15 protein-coding genes and 1 pseudogene are annotated in these 21,574 nt (G+C 50.9%); 9 read left to right on the top strand and 7 right to left on the bottom strand.

All coding sequences use genetic code 11. The features are described from left to right. Positions 1 to 67 precede the first annotated feature (67 nt). Positions 68 to 424, top strand: coding sequence for a nucleotide excision repair endonuclease (locus N0M98_RS28355; RefSeq protein ID WP_249860344.1), 357 nt, complete (start codon positions 68 to 70; stop codon positions 422 to 424). A gap of 131 nt (positions 425 to 555) precedes the next feature. Here the strand turns inward: N0M98_RS28355 and N0M98_RS33990 are convergent. The 3 genes and pseudogenes from N0M98_RS33990 to N0M98_RS28345 all read right to left on the bottom strand — a co-directional run. Further along, positions 556 to 697: pseudogene (locus N0M98_RS33990) on the bottom strand (transposase); the annotation flags it as partial. Between the two features lie 154 nt (positions 698 to 851). Continuing rightward, complete coding sequence (locus N0M98_RS28350) at positions 852 to 1,403, bottom strand: hypothetical protein (RefSeq protein WP_259619857.1); 552 nt, start codon at positions 1,401 to 1,403, stop codon at positions 852 to 854. Between the two features lie 330 nt (positions 1,404 to 1,733). Next, on the bottom strand, positions 1,734 to 3,086 hold the full coding sequence (locus N0M98_RS28345; protein WP_249860346.1) for an MATE family efflux transporter: 1,353 nt from the start codon (positions 3,084 to 3,086) through the stop codon (positions 1,734 to 1,736). A 138-nt stretch (positions 3,087 to 3,224) separates the two neighbouring features. Between N0M98_RS28345 and N0M98_RS28340 the strand changes: the two genes are divergently transcribed. Next, positions 3,225 to 3,905 (top strand): TetR/AcrR family transcriptional regulator, encoded by a 681-nt coding sequence (locus N0M98_RS28340; protein WP_249860347.1) that lies wholly within the window; start codon positions 3,225 to 3,227, stop codon positions 3,903 to 3,905. Positions 3,906 to 4,071: 166 nt separating this feature from the next. Here N0M98_RS28340 and N0M98_RS28335 read toward each other — a convergent pair whose 3' ends face one another. Beyond that, positions 4,072 to 5,553, bottom strand: coding sequence for an MFS transporter (locus tag N0M98_RS28335; protein ID WP_249866365.1), 1,482 nt, complete (start codon positions 5,551 to 5,553; stop codon positions 4,072 to 4,074). Between the two features lie 105 nt (positions 5,554 to 5,658). On the opposite strand from N0M98_RS28335, the gene N0M98_RS28330 reads away from it, so the two are divergent. Continuing rightward, positions 5,659 to 6,462 carry a helix-turn-helix transcriptional regulator gene (locus N0M98_RS28330; RefSeq protein ID WP_249860348.1) on the top strand — a complete coding sequence of 268 codons (804 nt, stop codon included), beginning with the start codon at positions 5,659 to 5,661 and terminating at the stop codon, positions 6,460 to 6,462. Positions 6,463 to 6,648: 186 nt separating this feature from the next. Here N0M98_RS28330 and nspC read toward each other — a convergent pair whose 3' ends face one another. The 3 genes from nspC to N0M98_RS28315 all read right to left on the bottom strand — a co-directional run bounded on the left by nspC (position 6,649) and on the right by N0M98_RS28315 (position 10,464). Beyond that, the gene (nspC, locus tag N0M98_RS28325) at positions 6,649 to 7,776 is read right to left on the bottom strand and encodes a carboxynorspermidine decarboxylase (RefSeq protein ID WP_249860349.1); all 1,128 of its coding nucleotides are present in this window, start codon (positions 7,774 to 7,776) and stop codon (positions 6,649 to 6,651) included. Position 7,777: 1 nt separating this feature from the next. Then, entirely contained in the window at positions 7,778 to 9,016 is a 1,239-nt protein-coding gene (locus N0M98_RS28320) for a saccharopine dehydrogenase family protein (protein WP_249860350.1), read from the bottom strand. 641 nt (positions 9,017 to 9,657) lie between these two features. After that, a complete protein-coding gene (locus tag N0M98_RS28315; RefSeq protein WP_259619856.1) occupies positions 9,658 to 10,464 on the bottom strand; it encodes a class I SAM-dependent methyltransferase in 807 nt (268 codons plus the stop codon). Positions 10,465 to 10,761: 297 nt separating this feature from the next. On the opposite strand from N0M98_RS28315, the gene N0M98_RS28310 reads away from it, so the two are divergent. The 6 genes from N0M98_RS28310 to N0M98_RS28285 all read left to right on the top strand — a co-directional run bounded on the left by N0M98_RS28310 (position 10,762) and on the right by N0M98_RS28285 (position 21,554). Next, positions 10,762 to 15,099: an Ig-like domain-containing protein gene (locus N0M98_RS28310; protein WP_259619855.1), complete on the top strand. Its 4,338-nt coding sequence runs from the start codon at positions 10,762 to 10,764 to the stop codon at positions 15,097 to 15,099. Between the two features lie 208 nt (positions 15,100 to 15,307). Next, on the top strand, positions 15,308 to 17,056 hold the full coding sequence (locus tag N0M98_RS28305; protein ID WP_259619854.1) for a sensor histidine kinase: 1,749 nt from the start codon (positions 15,308 to 15,310) through the stop codon (positions 17,054 to 17,056). A gap of 46 nt (positions 17,057 to 17,102) precedes the next feature. Continuing rightward, entirely contained in the window at positions 17,103 to 18,152 is a 1,050-nt protein-coding gene (locus N0M98_RS28300; protein ID WP_259619853.1) for a response regulator, read from the top strand. 256 nt (positions 18,153 to 18,408) lie between these two features. Continuing rightward, a complete protein-coding gene (locus N0M98_RS28295; protein ID WP_249860353.1) occupies positions 18,409 to 19,317 on the top strand; it encodes an SDR family oxidoreductase in 909 nt (302 codons plus the stop codon). 416 nt (positions 19,318 to 19,733) lie between these two features. Continuing rightward, entirely contained in the window at positions 19,734 to 20,723 is a 990-nt protein-coding gene (locus N0M98_RS28290; RefSeq protein WP_259619852.1) for a metallophosphoesterase family protein, read from the top strand. A gap of 6 nt (positions 20,724 to 20,729) precedes the next feature. Beyond that, a complete protein-coding gene (locus N0M98_RS28285; RefSeq protein WP_259619851.1) occupies positions 20,730 to 21,554 on the top strand; it encodes a metallophosphoesterase family protein in 825 nt (274 codons plus the stop codon). The last annotated feature ends 20 nt before the right edge of the window (positions 21,555 to 21,574 follow it).

Here is a 21,574-nt window from a genome sequence, read left to right as displayed (position 1 = left end):
CCGCGTTAAACCGTAACTACGTTTTTTGAAGTATTACATGTAATAATAAAAAAGGGAGCGGATGCACATGATACAAATAACAATTCCAACACCGGATGTCACCATACACAAACAGAAAAACCCGGAGCTAAGCAATATTTATGGGTTTACGGATTTTCACCTGATTTCAAGAGATAAAGCGGGGATTTTCATGTTTTACAATGATCGGGATGAACTCTTATTCGTCGGCAAAGCACGCAAGCTAAGACCCCGAATCAAAAAACATTTTGAAGATACAGTATCCGTCATGAAAAATCACAGGGACGAAGTTACCAAAATCGAGGTTTATATTGTCGAGGACCCCGTTCATAGGGAAATTTACGAAACATTTATTATTAACGAACTTAAGGCCAGATACAATGTAGATAAAGTGTTATACAAATAAGGATAAACGATACGTAAAACCAAATAGGACCTCTCTATCGGGCTCTTTGTTAATGAGTGAGAGGACTGTTGGGAAGCATGTGATATAAAGGAATTTAAAGCCTCTGAGATCTTGAGTCTCAGGGGTTTTTAGTTCACGCCTTTGGCGTACAGCGCGGTGATCGGCTCATCGATCCCGGTCACATCCGTCTGTTTTTTTGACGACAACCGGATTGAACTCGCCCAAGCGGTCCCGCGGCACCTGAATTTGCATATCGGTATGAACGGTTTTCTTCTAACTATAATAAAGCTTTAGCGGATAAATTGTGGCAGTTCAGCTTGAGCTTTATATCCTGACAATAAAAGATGGCCGTCCAAGAGGGCGCATTTTATTTCGTCTTCATGGCGGTACAACCGTATCGCAAGTAAAGCGAATTGTCGGCTGGCATTCACTTTTTTATCCTCAACCCGTTCAATAAATCGATGAATTGCTTTTTGGTCGCCGCCTCTTTGTCATGCTTTGAGAATTCCAGTACGTAGATATTATTGTCTTGTACCGCGATGACGGCGAAATAGACGTCATGTGTGCCGGTCAGACCGGAGGCGGCTGTACCGTTATCAGCGTCGAGAGTGTATAGCGTGCCGCTTCCGATGGGAGTATCGATCGCTTCTTCATTTGTAATTTGGCTATGGTTGGGCTTATACAATTTGAAGTCAAAATCGTCAGTATACGGGTACACGGTAACGCTCCCGAGATTGACGCCGTTCTCGTCGGTTAGGGATGCCTCAAGGCGGTTGTCCGTACCGACAATTAACAACGGTTCTGTTGATTCTTCGGTATTGTTGGTTGCTGAATAAAGAGCCTGTCCCCATTGACCCATAAGGATCAGGTCGTGATTAGTGCGAGGATCTCCGTTACTGTATACAATAAGTGAGCCTGGTCCGTCATCTGCCGCTTCAAAATAATCCCCGTTATCACATTTCACATAACCGAATTTCATTCCAGGTTCTGCTGGGGTGTTTTCAGTTATGCTTCGGTACACCTTTCCAGACCAATTAAGATTTTGCGGTGGAACTTCACATGAATCTGATTTACCGATGAGTGCGGACTGCGAACGCTGATTTATTACTGGTTCAGACGTTGGCGAGTGGCCCTGTGGTTTTTGTGTAGAGTCACACCCGAATGAGAAAAAGAGAAGAAAACTAATCATAAATGATCCCAGCAATTTCAAACCTTATCACCGCCATATTTTAATACATCTCCTCATTAGACGAAACTAATGCGCGAAAAGTTAACACTATCTCCGGCTTTCCTGCGAATGATATATCGTCTATTGTACTAAACTTTCCAAATCCGGCTGCAATTTGTTCCGCAGAACATACAGCATGAGGGCGCCAACGAGGAACGCGACGGCATCCGCGATGACAAGCGACCAGACCACCCCGTGGAAGCCGTTCATTCGATTGGCGATAAACAACACCGGAATCAGAGTGATTCCTTGAATAACGGACATCATAAACGCGGCGGTTCCTTGCGCTGTTGCTTGGAAGATTCCTGTGAACAACGTGGTCATTCCTGTAATGAACAAGGATAAGAACGTCACATGCAAAATGTAGCTGCCCATTTCAATTAATTGCCGGTCATTCGTAAATAAACCAATCAAGTGGTCGGAAATCAGATAGACGATGATACCGAACACGACGGCTAAAGCGACAATCGCTTTAATCGTAAATCCAATAGTATGCTTCATACGAAGTTTATTGGCTGTAAAAGAGAAAGCAATCAGCGGCACGACTCCCTCGCATAAGCCCATCAAAATAAACTCCGGAAATTGCAACAGGCGTGATGAAATTCCGTAAGCCGCCACGGCCTGGTCCCCATATTCGACAAGGAAATGGTTAAAGATAAGCGACATGGCGCCCAAGAAAATACTCATTACAAAGACGGGAACTCCGATTTTGAATACATTGCACAGAATGTCCTTTGTAACCTTAAACCATGTGACGGAGATCGTTAGGAATTGGCTCTTAGATCCCATATGAAAGGCATAGAATGCACTTGCAACCAGATTGGAAATGACCGTGGCAGACGCAACGCCGATTACGCCCCAATGGAAGACGAAGATGACTAGAGCATCGAGAATAATATTGACGACAACACTCAGAATCATACCAGTCATCGACGTGATTGCCGCCCCCTCGGAGCGCGCGATATTCTCCAGCGTGAAGAAGAGTATGACGAATGGTGAGCCGATAAGCATAACCGTGACGTAGTCTTTCGTGAATCCGAAGGAGTCAGGCGTTGCCCCCAGGCCATGAACGATAGGATCGATTAACGGGAGACCGACGGCCATCACGACAACACCGAGAACCAAACTGCTATAAAAGGCGAATGAGGATACATGCTTGACATCGTCAAATTTTTTCTCTCCCAGCAAACGGGAGATGAATGTACCGCCGCCGATACCGATCAAGTTGCCTAGCGCCATAATGATCGCGAATAACGGCAAGGTTAATGCGAGTGCGGTTAACATGGCCGTATTGCCCAGCGTGCCAAGGAAATAGGCATTCAAGATGGAATAGATGACACTCATTGACGTGCCTAGCATCATCGGTACGGCGAAGTGAGCTACGGCTTTGGCGACCGGCGCTTTTTCAAAGTAATGAAGATTTTCTGCATCCATGCGGGTCACTACTTTCTGTTATTTATTTTGTCTCCAAACTAACAGTGTTAGGTTGTGACTTACAGTGTTAGATGATATCATGAACTTATGAGCCTGTAAAGCATAAACTTACACTGTTAGATAAAAGGGCGGATACCAATGAAGAAGCAGCAGCCTTCGATTTCGGAGGAAAAGATTTTGGAAGCCTCGTGGGAGCTTCTGGGGGAGGAGGGCATCGAGAAGTTCAGCTTAAGACGATTGGCCGACCGGCTTGGGATTCAGGCGCCGTCTTTGTACTGGTATTTCAAGAGCAAGCAGCATCTTTACCAGCGTCTGGCCAACCATGTATCGAAAATGATTCTGGATGAGTTCCACGCCGAGGGGGACTGGAAGGAGCAGCTGACGGGGCTAGCGGCAACGGTACGAAGCGTGCTCAGCCGGTATCCCTGCTCCACGCAGCTGATGATGATGACGCTGCCCCACGAACCGGACATCATCCGGTTCACCAACCGTATGCTGCTCTGCGTGGAATCGACGCCGCTTGAGCAAGCGCAGAAAATGCAAGTGGTTACTACGCTTGTGAACTATGTCTTCTACTTCGTTCTGGACGATTATCAGCATGAACGCAATGTCTCCGCTATCCTTAAAGATCAGGGAGTGCTTCCGGGGGAGGAGATGACTCGCCTTCTGGATTCGATGAGCGAGACGGATGCGGGACTGTTCCGGAGAATGTTCACGAACGGGCTGTTCGAGCTGATGGGGAGCGATACGGCATTTGAGTTCGGTGTGAAGCTGATTCTGTTAGGGATTGAACAGGTGATCAAGGAGCAGGAGAAGTAGAACGCCAAAAAACCGCTCATCTGGTATCGGATGGGCGGTAGCGGAAGAAGAAAGAAGTTCACAATGCAAACAATCCGGCTACAACAGCGAGCGGAAGCTTCCAACGACTGCAGGACACGACGAAATCATCGCACTCCTAAGCGGCGGCGAAGCCGCTCACAACCCATCAACCCCTCTGCTCCGAAGTACGGACAGCTCTCTCAGGCTGCCGCCGCTGTCCCGCCTTCATTAAGAAAATGAGCAGGAACGCATAAATCGCGGACAAGATCAGAACAAATTCAAGCGCGACGGTAAAGGCGTGTGCATAACGCGCATGAGCGTCGGGCAAATCGGAAATATCCAAAGCTCTGTAGAAGAAGATTCCGACAAAGCATACGCCGAGCGCGGTGCTGAGCTGGGTCGTTGTCGTCAAAACCCCGGAAGCCGCCCCTATATTCTCCTGACGCACCTTGGATAGAATGGTTCCGATAAGCGGCGCGGCGCAGGTGCCTTGGCCGACGCCAATGATGAATAAACTCGGCCAAAGCGCATTCCAAACAAGATGACCGCCGTCATGATGGACAATTTCCAATGTGTATCCTATGCCGACTGCCGTAATTACAGCTCCGGCCAGTAGAACGGCCGGCCCAAACTTGCCCACGAGCTTGGGCGATGCCAGTGAAGCGAGGAAGAAGCCGATACCCAGCGGCAAATACGTTAACCCCGACGTTAGAGCAGAGTAGCCGAAGCCCTGCTGCAGCATCACGGCTAACGTGAAGAACAGCGCTGAAGCGATCGCGTAAAAGACGAGAATGAGCGAGATGCCGAGGCTGAAGGAACGATCGCGGAAAAGCGACGGAGCGAGCAGCGGCGATTTTCCATTTTCAAGTAGTTTGCGCTCATATATAATAAACAGTGTCAAACATATCGGGAAGCAGGCAAGCAAGATGAACGACCATGTCGGCCACCCCGCCTCGCGTCCTTGAACGAGCGGAAATGCGAGCGCCAGCAGGCTTGCTGTTAGAATGAGTGCGCCGGTCAGATCAAGGCGTCTGGCTGCAGGGTTGCGCGACTCTTGGAGCAGCGGGATACCGGCCAGTAAAGCGATCACACCAATCGGGACATTCACGAGAAACACGGAACGCCATCCCAAGTCGAGCAGGTTTTGGCTGATAAGGTAACCGCCGAGCAGTTGCCCGGATACTGTGGCTATGCCGATGGTCGCACCGTACAAACCGATGGCTTTCGCTTTTTCATTCTCGGGAAAGCTCACTTGTATCATGGCGAGCACTTGCGGCATCATGGCCGCCGCCGTTACGCCCTGAAGCACGCGAAACAAGATCAAATACATCGCCGAGGAGGCCATGCCGCATAGCGCCGAAGCGATCACAAATCCCAGCATCCCCGACAGAAACAGGCGTTTGCGCCCAAACATATCGCCGAGCCGGCTCCCGGTAATCAGCAGAACGGCATAAGCAAGCGTATAGCCCGCAAGAATAAACTGAATATCCGAGGCGCTTGCCTGTAAATCGGATTGGATGGAGGGGATAGCGACGTTGACGATAAAAGAATCAAGCAAAGCCATAAATGTCGCTGACAACACTACCGCCAAAGCCCACCATCTGCGAGGATCGAGCGGCGCTTCATTCGTTTTGGTCACTTTAATCACCTTTTTCAACAAAGTTATATCCCAATCTTAGATGAAAAAGGTTTTTTTGTAAGAATACCGTTTATACGATTATAAAAAATAATACCTAGATCGGGGGAAGCGAGTGTGGAAGAAGATTTGAAACGCCGCAAAGAGTTAGGGGCTTTCTTGAAATCGCGCCGATCGCGCTTATCTCCATCCGACCTTGGGTTTCAAAGCGCGCCGCATCGCCGGGCCAAAGGGCTTCGCCGCGAAGAAGTGGCGGATATGGCCGGGGTAAGCAATATTTGGTATACGTGGCTTGAACAGGGGCGGGACGTTCGGCCCTCTTCCCAGGTACTGGACAGTTTGGGCAAGGCGCTGCAATTGAACCGATACGAGCTGCTGCATTTATATACGCTTGCCGAGCACCGTCCGCCCGTCAAAGAATGGACGCCCGACATTGACTTGGATCAGTCTGTGCAGCGGATGCTGGATAAATTGGAGCCCTTCCCCGCTTACGTAAGAGGACCGAGGTGGGATACGCTCGCTTGGAACCATGCGGCTTGCGAGCTGTTCGGCGACTTTAACCGGATGAACGTTCTGGAAAGAAACAGCTTGTGGCGGATGTTCGCCCGACCCGATTATCCCGATTTACTGCCGGATTGGCCGCATGTAGCCCAGAGCCTCTTGGCCCAATTTCGCACTAGCTACGGCCAGCACATCGGCGACCCTTCGTTCGAGGAATTGGTTGACTTACTTAAGAAGACGAGCGAAAAGTTCAATCAATGGTGGGAAAATCATGAGGTGCTGGGTGTTCCGCTTGGACTGAAAAGGTTCAATCACCCCAAGCTCGGCATACTCGCGTTCGAGCATCAGTCGCTTACCGTCGCGGATTATCCCGATTTAAAGATGACAGTATATATCCCGGCTCAAGCGGATACCCCTTGAGCCGGGGATTGCTCCCAAGCAGCCGGAAGGCATCCAGCCGTTACGTTGTGCGAGAGGAACCGTACCCTAAGAGCCTGTTCGATGAACCACGCGTACAATAGTAACTCCGTCGGGCAGACTCCTAAATAATAGCGAACATGCAAACAAAGCCTTAACCCTGATGATAGGGCTAAGGCTTATTATTCATTAAGCTAGTCTCATCTTAAAATCCTGATAGCCGAACTCGCGTACGATACGGCAATTGCCGTCTTTATCCTGCACGGCGATCGCAGGCAGCGGCATGCCGTTGAACGTGTTGGTTTTGACCATGGAGTAGATCGCCATATCCTCAAACACCAATCTGTCGCCGCATTTCAGGGGCTGATCGAAGGAATAGTCTCCGATGACATCGCCCGTAAGACAGGTCGGCCCGCCAAGCCGATACGTGTATGGCTTCTCCCCGGCTTCGCCCGAGCCGATCAGCGGCGGACGATAAGGCATTTCCAGAACATCCGGCATATGGCAGGTAGCCGACGTGTCCACGATCGCAATCTCCATGCCGTTCCGATGGATATCCAGTACGGATGTGACCATGTAGCCCGCATTCAGCGCGATGGCTTCTCCCGGTTCGAGATAGACCTCCAAACCATATTTCTCCTGCATTCTCTTAATGCAAGCTTCCAATCTCGGAATATCATAATCTTCTCTCGTAATATGGTGACCGCCGCCGAAATTGATCCATTCCATTTGCGATAGCCATGGCCCGAACTTGTCTTCGACCGCATTCAGCGTGGTCTCCAAATCGTCCGAGTTCTGTTGGCAAAGAGTATGGAAGTGCAGTCCCGAAACGCCCTCAAGCTGTTCCGGCCGGAAATCCTCCCGTTTTACGCCAAATCTGGACCCCGGCGAACAAGGATCATAGATTTCATGTCCCACTTGCGTCGAACATTCCGGATTGATGCGAAGGCCTACTTTTCTGCCGGCGGACAAAGCCTTATCTTTATACTTCTCCAGTTGAGAGAAGGAATTAAAAATAATATGGTCGCAGATGGTCAGGATCTCGTCGATTTCATTCTCACGGTAGGCAGGGGCAAACACGTGATTTTCCTTGCCCATTTCTTCGTGGCCCAGCCGCGCTTCGAATAAACCGCTCGCGGTCGTGCCGCTTAAGTATTTTCCGATGAGCGGATACATCTCGGTCATGGAAAAAGCTTTTTGCGCGAGCACGATTTTGGCTCCCGTACGCTGCATGACGCCGCTTAAGATATTCAGGTTTTTTTCAATGAGCGCTTCATCGACGACAAAACAAGGTGTAGGTAATTCCTCAAACCGCATATTAACGAACGAGCTCCGGCTGTTTAGATTCCTCAGGCAATGCGTCGACAAGCACCGGATTAAAGTCTTCTACCCATGGAAGTCCCCATTTGTTCAGCTCTTCCATGAATGGGTCCGGATCGAACTCTTCGATATTAAATACGCCCGGTTTATTCCATTTGCCGGTAAGGATCATGGCCGCGCCGATCATGGCAGGCACGCCGGTCGTATAGGAGATGGCTTGGGAGCCGACTTCTCTATAGCACTCCTGATGGTCGCAAACGTTGTAGACATAGTAAGTCTTGTCTTGGCCGTCTTTTTTCCCTTTGAAGATACAACCGATGTTCGTTTTGCCCACCGTACGAGGTCCCAGGGAAGCCGGGTCCGGGAGCACAGCTTTCAGGAATTGAAGCGGAATGATCTTTTTCCCTTCGTATTCGATCGGTTCGATGGAGGTCATTCCTACGTTTTCAAGCGCCTTTAAGTGCATGAGATAGCTTTGGCCGAAGGTCATGAAGAAACGGATGCGTTTCAGTCCAGGCATGTTTTGCGCAAGGGATTCAAGCTCTTCATGGTACAGCAGGTACATGTCCTTTTGGCCGACTTCAGCGAAGTTATACTCGCGTTTGATTTCCATCGGCTTCGTTTCGATCCATTCCCCGTTTTCCCAGTAACGTCCGTTGGCGGACACTTCGCGAATGTTGATTTCCGGGTTGAAGTTGGTTGCGAAAGGATAGCCGTGATCCCCGCCGTTGCAATCCAGGATGTCGATATATTCAATTTCGTCAAAATAATGTTTCAGCGCATAAGCGGAAAATACGCCGGTTACGCCTGGATCGAATCCGCTGCCCAGAAGAGCTGTAATACCTGCTTTTTCGAAGCGTTCGCGGTACTCCCATTGCCATTTGTATTCGAATTTGGCCGTATCTTCCGGCTCATAGTTGGCTGTATCCATATAGTGTGTTTTGGTGGCTAGGCAAGCATCCATGATCGTCAAATCTTGGTAAGGCAGAGCCAGGTTCATAACGATATCCGGTTGGAATTCGGTAATCAGATCAATCAGATCTTCCACGATGTCTGCATCGACCTGTGCGGTTGTAATTTTGGTTTTGCCGCCGTCCAACTTTGCTTTCAATTCATCGCATTTGGATTTCGTGCGGCTAGCGATACAAATTTCTTCGAACACCTCGCTGTTTTGCACACATTTATGAATTGCTACAGAAGCTACGCCGCCAGCGCCGATGATTAGTGCTTTTCCCATGTTTCAATCTCCTGTTCCGAATAAATTATTTTTTTCAATGAAAGAACTATAACAAAAAAAGCAAGCGAAACACGCACCATGCGCATCACACTTGCTTCGATATAATCAAATAATAAGACAGTTCCATTAAGAATGGCCGGACAAACCACTTATGTGCTCGTCAATCAGCCATAAAACTCATCGTTTCATGGAAAAGCCCTTAATATTCAAATATACGGTGTTAGGATCAGAGTCTATATAGCAAATAATTACTTTTACCACTCTTATTGATCGTTTCACAAGTTGTGTGCGTGTGCACCGGTTGTAAAGTAACCAACTTATAAAATTTGAGCTCTTAACTCCATCAATAAGGCAACGAAAGTTGCCAATCGGCATTTGACCAGCTGTCCGTATGGCTTTTGCTTCCTATAAAGGAAGTGGTCAAAGATTATCTGCTTGGAAAGATCCTACATGTATTGAATATTAGCTTTCCAAAAATTATGCTACTTCATAATAGCAGGATTAAAGGTATTGAGCAAGAGGAAATTTAAAGCAAACATGATTTTGTCGAAAAACAGCGAATGAAACACCGAATGAAATATCAAATTCAAAATATTTGACGCGCCGCGGCGGGTTTTTTTTACCGATGAAGCTATCGGATGCTAGAGTTTTCTTGCTTTGATTACGAAAGTGACAGGAAGCATCTTTGCTTTTTTGGCAAAGCTGCCGTCCCGCGATTGTATCATTTCGTCATCGGATTCCTCAATCATTTGCTCAATGGCAAATCCCGCCTTGGCCAACGCATTCACATAGGTTGATAGTTTACGGTCCGATAAGGCTAGCGTACTTTCGCCAAGAGATACGGAATACCAAGATTCGTCGAAATAACATTTTTTAAAAACAAGCGTGTTATTTTCTGCAGCAACACATTTGTGTATAGGGTGAGACCAACTGAAAATAAATACGCCGTCTTTTTTAAGGTAAGAAGCAATCCGGTGAAAAGTACCCTCCAGGTCGGTTGTCCAGCCTATGGCATAAATCGAATAAACAAAGTCAAAGTAATCTACTGGCAGGCCGCATTCCTCTTCCATGGGTGAACAAATCAATTTGACTGAAAGACCGCATGCCGTCAAATGCTGCCTTGTCTTTTCGAGTTGGTTTTCCGATAAATCCATACCCCATAGTTCAGAAGCTTTGCGTTCCCCTACATATTGCAAGGATTGACCGCTTCCACAGCCGATCTCCAGCACCTTTTTTCCGGATACATCGCCAAAAAGCCGGCTTTTTTCTTCCGATACGAACGCCCCGTAATAAGGAAGCGAGGTGGCTCCTAAAACCTCATTTCCTTTTGTATCCCAAAATAAGCTGTTTGTTTTATGCACAACGCTCTTATCCATGTTATCGACCGAGATGGCGCCAACCTCTCTACCGCCTATAATATTTGTTCTATAAACCGAATTCTTGTCCATGCAGACACTCTCCCCGGATATAAAAAATATGAGCCTAAACGTGTATCCCAGACTTGCACGTTTCCAATAACACCTATTGAATACGAATACTTTGCAGCGTCGGTTATGGAATAATGTACCATTCATATGCGAACAAATCCACCTAAAATCATCGCTTTTAAGATTGAGTATAAAAGCCGTTCTTTCATCATTCTTTCATTCCGCTCTGTTACACTGTTTAAAGGTCATGCCTCTCGGGGGGAGTTGGCGAGGCAGCCTGCCAAGGGGAATACAAGATGCGGAAATGGGGATGAAGTGTTGAAAAAGCAGTTAGCCATCTTATTAATCGTTTTGCTTGTAGGAGTGCCTTTTCTGGGCGCTTGGCCATTACGGGCCGAGGCCGATTATGCTTTCAGCGGCGGAGGGGACGGCAGTCTGGAGCATCCCTTCGTCATTCTGACGGCGGAGGATCTGGATAACGTGCGGTATAGCCCGAACTCGAATTACAAGCTAGGAGCAGACATTGATTTGTCCTCGTTTGCAAACTGGGTGCCGATCGGAACGCCTGGCAGCTCTTTTGGCGGGAGTTTTGATGGCGATCATTATACGATCAGCAACCTGACCATCGATTCGTCTTTGTCAAATTTAGGTTTGTTCGGGTATGCTCAATCCGCTACCGCAGGTTCGACCCTGGCAACGATCAAGCATGTGCGGTTGGAGAATGTACAGATCACGAGTCGATCTTCCAATGCTAATGTTGGCGGATTGGCAGGATGCACCGATGCCTGGACCGCAGTGGATGACGTTTCTGTGAGCGGTGAAATAACCGGCGCAGGTTCTTGGGTTGGGGGAATAACAGGGCAATCGATCAATAAGATGTCCAATAGTGATGCGCATGTCCATATAAACGGCAATTTCAAATATGCAGGGGGATTAGCCGGGTACAATACATACGGCATTACAGAAAGCTATGCAACCGGCGATGTGACAGTGACCGGCAACTTTAATTATGCCGGGGGGCTGGTCGGGGAAGAGCTTGGGGACGTATCCAACAGCTATGCAACTGGCCGTATTGAAGCCAGTAACCCCGGCAGCTCTATAGGTGGTTTAATTGGTTTCATAGGGAGAAACATGATGAACAGCTACGCGTCGGGGACGCTGATTAAAGCTGCCGGAAGCGGATATATCGGAGGGTTAGTTGGCGACGAGGTTACACCTTCCTCCGCGGTCATCACCAAATCATACTGGAATCTGACAGATAATCCGGGTCTGAACGCACTGGGAAGCGGGAGGGGGGGAGCAGCCGGGGCTATTGAGAAGTCTGATATGAAGGATATGATCGCTTCAGGAGGATGGGACCCGGCAATCTGGGGCATTCAGGAAGGGCTCGATACCCCTTACCTCAAGACATTTTCGCCTGTATTGAGGGTCGAGCCCCTCTCGGCTGCTTATGACACAGGGCTGGCCGGCAATGTGCTTCAGGTTGCGGGTCATATCCGGGATGGAAGCATCGGCGAGCCCTTGACGCTCCGCATAGAGATACAAAATCGTACGGATGCGACCGTGACCGATTATGTATATGAAATGCCTGCTACAGGCGGCAATCAGGCTTATAACTGGTCAACGCTAATCGATGATCAGCGCTACCCGGCAGGGCCGTATACACTGTATATTACGGTGGAGGATACGGTTGCAGGACACAAGCAGCAGGAGTCATTCTCATTCGATGTGCATGACGTAACCGCCCCGCCCGTGCCGACCGTGACGAGCCCGACGAGCGGACAGGTGCTGAGGCAGTCCGCGCCGGTGATCAGCGGTACGGCGGAAGCGGGCAGCACGGTGACGATTGTGCTGGACGGGAATGAAGCGGGAACGGTAACCGCGGATGCAAGCGGGAACTGGTACGGGGTGCCGGTATCGGCGCTGAGCGAAGGCACGCACACGGTACAGGCGAAGGCGGCAGACGCAGCGGGGAATGCGAGCGCGCCCTCGGCAGCGCGTCCGTTTACAGTGGACACCATCGCGCCTACTGTGCCGAGCATTACAAGCCCGACGAGCGGACAGGCACTAGGGCAGTCCGCGCCGGTGATCAGCGGTACGGCGGAAGCGGGCAGCACGGTAACGATTGTGCTGGACGGGAATGAGGCGGGAACGGCAGCCGCGGATGCAAGCGGGAACTGGACGTGGACGCCGTCATCGGCGCTGAGCGAAGGCGCGCACACGGTACAGGCGAAGGCGGCGGACGCGGCGGGGAATACGAGCGCGCCCTCGGCAGCGCGTCCGTTTACAGTGGACACCATTGCGCCGACGGCAACGGTTTCCAGTGCTGGAGGCGGCACGGTCAATGCATCTTTCCCCGTAACCATCACTTTTAGCGAAGCTGTTCAGGGGTTTGCGGAACAAGATTTGGTGATCGAGAATGGGGCGGTATCGAATTTGGTTACCGTGACCTCGATGGTGTATTCGGCTACCGTTAGCCCGATGACTAGCGGGCAAGCCGTGAAAGTAACCGTAGCGGCAGGGGGCGTAGAGGATGCCGCGGGTAACGCTAATCCTCAATCGAACACGTTGCTTGTCCAGTATGATACGACCAAGCCGGTTGCCGCCTTCGGTAACTTTACGCCTGGTCAGCTTTTTCAAGTACCGCCTGCAGCGGTTACCGTGTCTGTCTATGAAGCGGTATATTGGATTGCAGGAGGAGCCCCGTTAGATGCCGGGAATGCATTACCGCTCATCAGCATGGAGAAAGACGGCGAAGCCTTTACGGCCTATACGGCAAGCTTTGATGCGGGTTCCCATGTATTTACTTTAAGTTTGAACGGCACCGTGCAGGACGGAGAGTATAGAGTACTGGTAGCCGGGAATGCGGTGAGAAATGTATACTATAATGTTCTCGATGCAGCGCGTGCGAGCTTTACGATCGATCAGACCCCGCCCGCGGTTCCTGCACTACTAGCGCCGGCGAACGGGCTGCAGGCGAATACGAGCTTGCCGACGATCAGCGGCACGGCGGAGCCGGGAACAGCGGTGACCATCCGGCTGGATGGTATGGATGCCGCTACGGTAACGGCAGCGGCTGACGGGAGCTGGACATGGACGCCAGACGCAGCGCTGAGCGAAGGCGCGCATACAGTGAGCGCAAGCGCAACGGACGCCGCGGGGAATACGGGGAGCTTCTCGGCGGAGCATACGTTCAAAGTGGACACAACCGCCCCAGTGACGCCAGTGCTCGTAGCGCCAACGAACGGAGAGTGGACGAATGCTGCTGCACCGACGATCAGCGGCACGGCGGAGCCGGGGACCGTAGCGACCATCCGGCTGGATGGAACGGATGCCGCTACGGTAACGGTAGCGGGGGATGGAAGCTGGTCATGGATGCCAAGCTCAGCATTGACCGAAGGTGCGCATACGTTGAGTGCGGGCGCGACGGATGCAGCAGGGAATACGGGGGGCTTCTCGGCGGAGCATACGTTTACGGTAGATACGCAGTCTCCGGTTATTACGCTTGTGGGTGATGCTTGGATCGTTCTTGCAGCGGGAGCCGCTTTTATGGACCCTGGCGCAACGGTGACGGATTTGGAAGAAAGCATACCGGTTACGATTACAGGCAGCGTCGATCCTCAAGTGCCAGGCACATATATCCTGCAATACGATGCGCAGGATAGCGCAGGGAATGCTGCGGTACCCGTGACGCGTACTGTACAAGTGAACGGGAGGAATACGGGAAGTAAAGGAAACGGCAGCACTAAGGCAGCATCTAATAATGCGAACCTTACTCAGCTTATTGTGAAAGCGAACGGAGATGCACTGTCGTTAACGCCGGCATTTGCAGCAGACAAGACAAGCTATCGCGTTGAAACGTCAGCAGACGAGGTATCGATAGAAGCAGTCGCTTCTGATGGCCAGGCGCTTGTAAGCCTGGGAGAAGCCATACTGGTTGGGAAGGAGACCGTCGCTCTTGCAAAGGGAGACAATGTGTTTGAGATTATCGTCAAAGCGGAGAACGGCACAGTCAAGTCGTACAGCTTGACGGTTCAGCGTCAGACAGAGGCTGCGCCATCACCATTGCCAGTGCCAGCGGAGCACCCGGTTTGTACGTTCCTTGATATCAAAGGTCATTGGGCAGAGCCGAACATTTGTGAAGCCGCAGAGAAGGGGATTGTAAATGGGCATTCGGAGACTGAATTTGACCCGCAAGGGCTTGTTACACGTGTCGAGTTTGCGGCTATGCTGCTTCGCACACTAGGGGCTGCCTCCGGACCTGCGGCGGATAAAGTATTTACCGACCAGAACCAGATCCCCGCTTGGGCAACAAGTACGGTAAGCAAGGCGGTGGAGAGCGGCATCTTACAGGGATACCCGGACGGTTCACTTCGACCCATACAGACTGTGAGCCGATCGGAGATGGCTGCCATGATGGTTAGGGCCATGAAGTGGGATGTCGAACAAGGACAGATGACTTCCTTTGCCGATGATGCCGATATTCCGATTTGGGCAAAAGGATACATCAATGCCGCTGCCAAACAGGGGCTGCTGAATGGACGCGAAGGCAATCGAGTCAGCCCGTCTGAGCCGGCTACACGGGCGGAAGCAGCCACGATCCTGTTGCGGCTGCAGCATGTTCTTGACGATATGCCCGATAAATCAACACATTAGAAATTAACTATGATTTGATAAAGCAGTAGATTCAGGCCGGTCCGGTACGTCATTCTTAATGACATAACGGATCGGCCGTTTTTTGTTCATGCGCAAACCGGGTAAGCCTTATAGAAACAGACTCCACGGTCGATATATACATAGAGAGAGTCAACACTTCGGATGAGGTTGAATGCATCTCTTTAAATCAAACCTGAGGGGCCTATCTATGGCTACAACCATGCAGCTTGTCTTGATGATTGCTTCAGTCATACTGATGTGCATCATCTTTGTCTTTTTATATCGTTTCAGAAAAGAACGCGGTATCGGCTATCTGATCGGCGTCATCGTGTGCCGAATGATTTATGCAACGGGTGTTATTCTTGAAAATAGCAGCGATGCCTTAATGGAAAAGCTTGTTTTTCGCAATATTCATCAAACGGCGGTAAACTTAATGGTCCCCTTCTTTGTCTTGTTCGTACTTGAATTGGTCGCCTACGACAAGTTGTTAAGGACACGCGGGAAGATCCTGTTTATCTTGGCGTTCGCGCTCTGGTCGATGCTGATGTGGTTCGATTCAGATCTTCATGTGATATATCGCAGGATTGAACTCCATAATGGTCATTTATTAGCGACGAAAAGCATCTACTCGATCACTTTCAGCATGATTTGCTGTAGTATTCTGGTTGTAAGCTTTTATTTGCTATTTCAATATATACGGAATATTCGTAAAGATTTGCGGAACCCGGGGATGTGGGTTCTGTTTCTGATCTCCTTTTCGTTTATGATAGAGATTGTCAAGCTGGTCAGACCGGAATGGTCGCCATGGCTGATACCGATGTCGGTCTACTGCAGTTTCTTGGGCATGTTAGTTCTCATTATTATACTGCGGTATAAGTTTTTCTCTCTCGTTCCTTTTGCCAGAAATATTGTACTGGATACGCTTCAGGAAAGTATTCTGATTGCGAATGCTTCAGGCAAGGTGATCGATAGCAATCAACAGGCCCTCCATTGGTTTTCAAAGCTGGGGCATGCATCTATTTCCGGTCGGAATATCTCGGAGCTACTGGCGCAGTGGCCCGATTGGAATGCGCTGTGCCAGTCTATGCAGCAAGGCAATGTAGAGATCGACGCTTGGCTGGATGGAGAACGAAAAATGTACAGTGTGAACGTATATCCGCTGCATACGCTGCGCAGGCAAGGGCAGGGAAGTATTTCTCTGATCTTCGATATTACGGAGAAGCAGCGCCATCTGGAGCAGAGTGCGCAGCTCAATCAGTTGAAGGATCAATTGTTTACGATCGTTTCGCACGATATTCGCAGTCCGCTGGCGTTGCAATTTCAACTCATTGAATTGCTGGAAGAGGATCGGGACCGTTTGGATACGGATCACCGGGAGATCGTTGGGATGCTGGGCGGCCAGATTCGGAATACACTCGGAATGGCTACCAATTTGCTAGAATGGTTTCGCAGCCAACGGGAAGACATGGCTCTTCGTCCGCAGTTAGTGGAGTTGTCCGAGGTTGTGGAGGATTGCTGTCATGCGCTGCATATTAAAAGCGAAGGCAAACAGATCAGGATGCATAATAACATTGCCTCAGGCACTCGTGTGTATGCCGATCGGGAAGCGCTTGGATTAATTATTCGTAATTTGTTATCCAACGCAGTTAAATTTACCGGATTGGGCGGCTCCGTCCATGTACATGCTCAGTTATCGGGAGACATGGTGGTCGTTTCCGTCCGCGATAATGGAATGGGTATGGAAGAGGAACAGGTTCGTCGGCTATTTAGCGAGAAGCAGCTCCATTCCTTGCCCGGCACTAGGGGAGAGAAGGGCGCGGGACTTGGACTTCTCGTAAGCCGTCAGTTCGTACAACGAAGCGGCGGGAGTATATGGGCGGAAAGCAAAATAGGGCAAGGCAGCGTAGTTTACTTCACCATGAGAGGGGAACCGCGTGATGAAAGTTCTCATAGTTGACGATGAGCCTGCCATGCTGTTGGCTATGAAGCGGATGTTATCGACGATGCAAGGCGTGGAGCTTGTCGGGAGCTTCCAGCATGCGGAGGAGGCGCTGGACTTTGTCCGAAGCGGGGATGTGGATCTAGCATTTCTCGACATTAAGATCGCTAGGGATGACGGATTGGAGCTGGCCCGCCGCCTGCGTTCGCTTCGTGCGGAGCTTAACATCGTGTTTACCACTTCGCATTCGGAATATGCGCTTCATGCTTATGACGTTTATCCCTTGGACTATATGGTTAAGCCGATTTCCAGAAAGCGTCTGGCCCAGACGGTTGCTCAAGCAGCCGGCAGACGCAGTGCTTCTTCTGATGAAGCGGGCGACTTCGCTGTTAATCGGCTTACTGTTCGGGGAATGGGCGGCTTCGAGGCCGGCAGTAAGCAAGCGGGTGCTGTAAAATGGATTTCCAAAAAAAGCATGGAATTATTCGCCTATTTGCTCGTTAACCGGGGACGAAACGTATCCAAAATCCGAATTTTGGAGGATATTTTCCCGGAGAGGCCTCTTAAAAATGCAGAAGCGTATCTTCATACGGCGGTTTATCAGCTTAGGAAGGCGTTGTCGCCGCATGGGTACAAGGAAATGCTCATTTCAGCGCAAGAACAGTATCGTGTAGACTTGGAACAAGCCGACGTCGACTTTATTCAATTTGAGCACGACATGAAGCAATTATCTGAAATCAACGAAGCGAATTCAGCCGCGGCAATCGATCTGGAGAAACAGTTTGCAGGCGAGCTGTTCGAGAATCATTCATTTGTGTGGGCAACTGCGGAACATGAGCGGTTGGGCGTCATGTACGATTCCTTCGCCGAACGTCTCGCTATCTGGCTGCTGGATCGGAAGCGATTTAGAGAAGCAGCGCAAATTGCGAGAAGACTTGTGTCCCGTAATGAATTTGAAGAAGAGTCGAATCTTCTTCTGTTGAGTATATATGGAGCCTTAGGAGATCGGCAGTCCCTACATAATCATTATGAGCATTATAAGCAACTGCTGCTTAAAGAGCTTGGCCTGCAGCCCTCGCCGGTCGTTCAACTGCTATATGAACAATATCGGTGAGCGCCTTGTCTGGCTCTTCACAAGGCAGGATCGAGGCAATGCCCTTATCCTGTCTTTTTGCGTGTTATAGGGTGTCTACCGAACTTAAGCTATTCAAATCCGGCTGCAATTTGGGTCCGCAGGACATACAAGAGCTTTATGACGTTCATACTCTCATCAAAGGTTTCATAAGTTGGTAATAACAATGGCAATTTCTCGTTCAGGGAGAGGCTGACATAGACCCCTTGCAGGAGAAATTCGAGAAAGGGGGCGGCCTATGCAGAGCGGTTATCCTGTATATCCCTATATCGGCTGGCGCGCCAAGACCGTTATAGAGCCGGTGGCCTTCCCGCCGCAGCACCAGAATCGGGTACCCGGCCTGGAATATTTGATGGTGCCCAGGCCCATTTTCGATAATCCCGGTTATATCGGCAGCGGCAAGCTAAAAGGAAAAGTCGCCGTCATCACCGGCGGCGATAGCGGGTTCGGGCGCGCTATCGCGGTGGCTTATGCCAAAGAAGGAGCCGATTTGGCGATTGTTTATTTGAACGAGCATAGGGATGCGGCAGAGACCAAGCGGTACGTGGAGCAATTCGGCGTTCGCTGCTTGATTCTGCCTCGCGATCTTCGCGATCCGGCGGCCTCGTGCGACATTGTGGCGGAGACGATGCATCATTATCAAAGGCTGGACATTGTCGTCAGCAACGCCGCCGTTCAGCCGTACACACCCAGCATTATGAACGTTTCGGACGAACAGCTGGACAATACGTTTCGAACGAACGTCTTCCCTATGTTTTATTTGACGAAAGCCGCCCTGCCTTTTCTGAGACCGGGCAGCGCGATCATCTGTACGACGTCCAGGGTGGCCTATGAGGGGAACAAAAACGCCATCGATTATGCGGCGACCAAAGGAGCGATTGTATCCTTCATTCGTACGATGGCCGTATCGCTCGCCGACAGGAGAATCAGGGTCAATGGAGTTGCTCCGGGTCCGGGCTGGACGCCTCTTACCGTGAGTTCTTGGCCTGCCGAGATGGTGAGCACCTGGGGCGTCAACAGCCCGTTCGGTCGTGCCGTGCAGCCATTCGAGGTGGCTCCTGCCTATGTCTATTTGGCCGCCAGCGATTCCATGTTTGTGACCGGCCAAGTGCTGCACGTAAATGGAGGAGCGATTCGATATTCATAAGCCGGCGATTCTATGCAGCGGCAGCTCTTCTATTTTTTTACCGATGGACCCGTTAACCGGAACCCTGCAATAAATAAGCATATCGTCTGTATTTTGGGAAGCATCGAGGAACAACCGATTGTCCTTGATGCTTCTTTCTTGTGTCTTAGCGGCGCGATGCTTCAGGCATCAGAGCAGGACGGGATTGTTTGCAGAATATTCGGTCTATGTAAACGTTCTGTTAAAAATTCACTCGTCGCGCATACAGTCATTCAGCCGAAAAGCCTGTCATATCAGGGAAAAACCGCTGCAACTCGCCGTGCTACACCGCCGGTCTTCTTCACAATTTCTTATCCCCCGCTTGATATTCAACTTACATACAACCTGCATAATGAGTCGTATAAGCAATTCCATTCTGAGAGACAAAGGAGCAGACTATGCAAACCAAAGATCAGATCAGACCCGATTTCAGCATGTTGGAAGACGCTCGCTTTATTACCAGCAAACGGCCTTGGTTCGGCAAGCTTCCGGAGACATTAACAGGCGACTATGCTTTTGCCGTCGTAGGCGACCGCTGCGGGATGGCGACAGCAGGCGTATTCGAGAAAGCGCTCGAGGTGCTCAAGGATTTGCAGCCGGCTTTTGTGCTGGCAGTTGGCGATCTAATCGAGGGCTATTGGACGAGCCCGGCCTCCGCGCATGAGGAGTGGGACGAGCTGGATGCGATGGTGCAAGCGACGGGTCTGCCGTTTTTTCCGGCGGTCGGCAATCATGACTACGGCAACGCCATGATGGCGGATGTGTGGAGTGAGCGCAAGGGGATGGATTATTACGCTTTTCGCGCCGGAGACGCGCTCTACATTACGATCAATACGGAGCATACGCCGGATGAGCTTCCGGAAGCATTCATGAAGGTGGTCAAAACGGTAACGGAGCAAATCAAGCGCGACCCGGCCGGCGCCAAGCAGTATTTACGAGCGTTCGGAGAGGCGCTGACGCCGGAGCAGCTCCAAGGGATGTCGCAAGTCAAAATGACAATCGGAGAGGAGCAGTTTGCTTTTATTGAGAGTGTGCTGAATGAGCATCAGGATGTGTCCTGGACCTTCATCAATATGCATAAACCGGGCTGGAAAACGGGCAGCGAACAATTTGCGCGCCTGGAGCAGCTGCTGAGCAATCGCCCGCACACGATGTTCGCGGGGCATCTTCATGAGTTGGAATACACCCGCGAGGGCAATCGCGAGCTGATCCAGCTGGGCCGTACCGGCGGGCTGCCGCATGGGGAAGAGGAAGTCGGGGCTAATGCGAACATGATCCTGTGGGTCACGATGCGCGCAGGCGTTCCGACCTACCGTGTCGTTCATCTGGACGGCGTGCAAGACATCACGGCTTATCCGCCGCATACAACCAAACACGCAAAGGAGTAGATCAAGATGAAACCTGTTTTCTTCGTACACATTACGGATATTCACCTCAGCAAGCCGGGCAAGCAGCCCCTGTTCGGACTGACCATGTCCGACAAGCTGCACGGCATTTTCGCAGAGATTGGCAAGCTGAAGACGAAGCCGGCCTTTGTTGTAATCAGCGGCGACTTAACGCATGACGGCGATCTGGAGGACTACCGGTTTCTGCGGAGCTTCCTGCAAGCGGAGGAGCGGGCGCTCGGCGTGCCGATCCATGTGGCGCTGGGCAATCACGATACGCGCGAGCCGTTTCGCGAAGGCTACCTCGAGGAGGCACCTTCGGACGCTTCGTACTACTACAGCTTCATGAACGGCGGGCTGCGCGTGGTCGTGCTGAATACGCAAGTGCCGGGCAGCCATGACGGGCGCTTGGACAGCGAGCAGCTTGACTGGCTGAAAGACGTGCTGGCCGAGCCGGCGCCGATCGGTACCATTCTCGTGCACCATCACCCGGTCGTGCTGACGCCGACGGCGATGATGGACAGCCACTTGCTGCAGAATCCGCAGGACTTGGCAGCGGCGATCGAAGGCAGCGACGTCATCGGCCTGCTGTCGGGACATATTCATTTTCACAACATCGGCATGTTGAACGGCGTCCCTTGCGCTGCGGCGGACGGTTCGGCTTTCGGTTTGGACCCGATGGCAGAGGGCGTTATGCGTATGGTGGAGCGCTCCGGCTACAACTATGTTCTCGTGAAAGACGGACAGATGATCGTTCAGCCGATGACGATGCCGGGCGAGCAGCGCGTGCTGGCCGAGTATGATCTGAAGAAGCTGCAAGCGGCACATAGCTAATTTAATCAGGGGAGAGGGAG

This window comes from Paenibacillus doosanensis (assembly GCF_025060755.1).
In the GTDB taxonomy this organism is placed as follows: Bacteria; Bacillota; Bacilli; order Paenibacillales; family NBRC-103111; genus Paenibacillus_S; species Paenibacillus_S doosanensis.
This window is presented reverse-complemented; position numbering and strand designations above follow the sequence as displayed.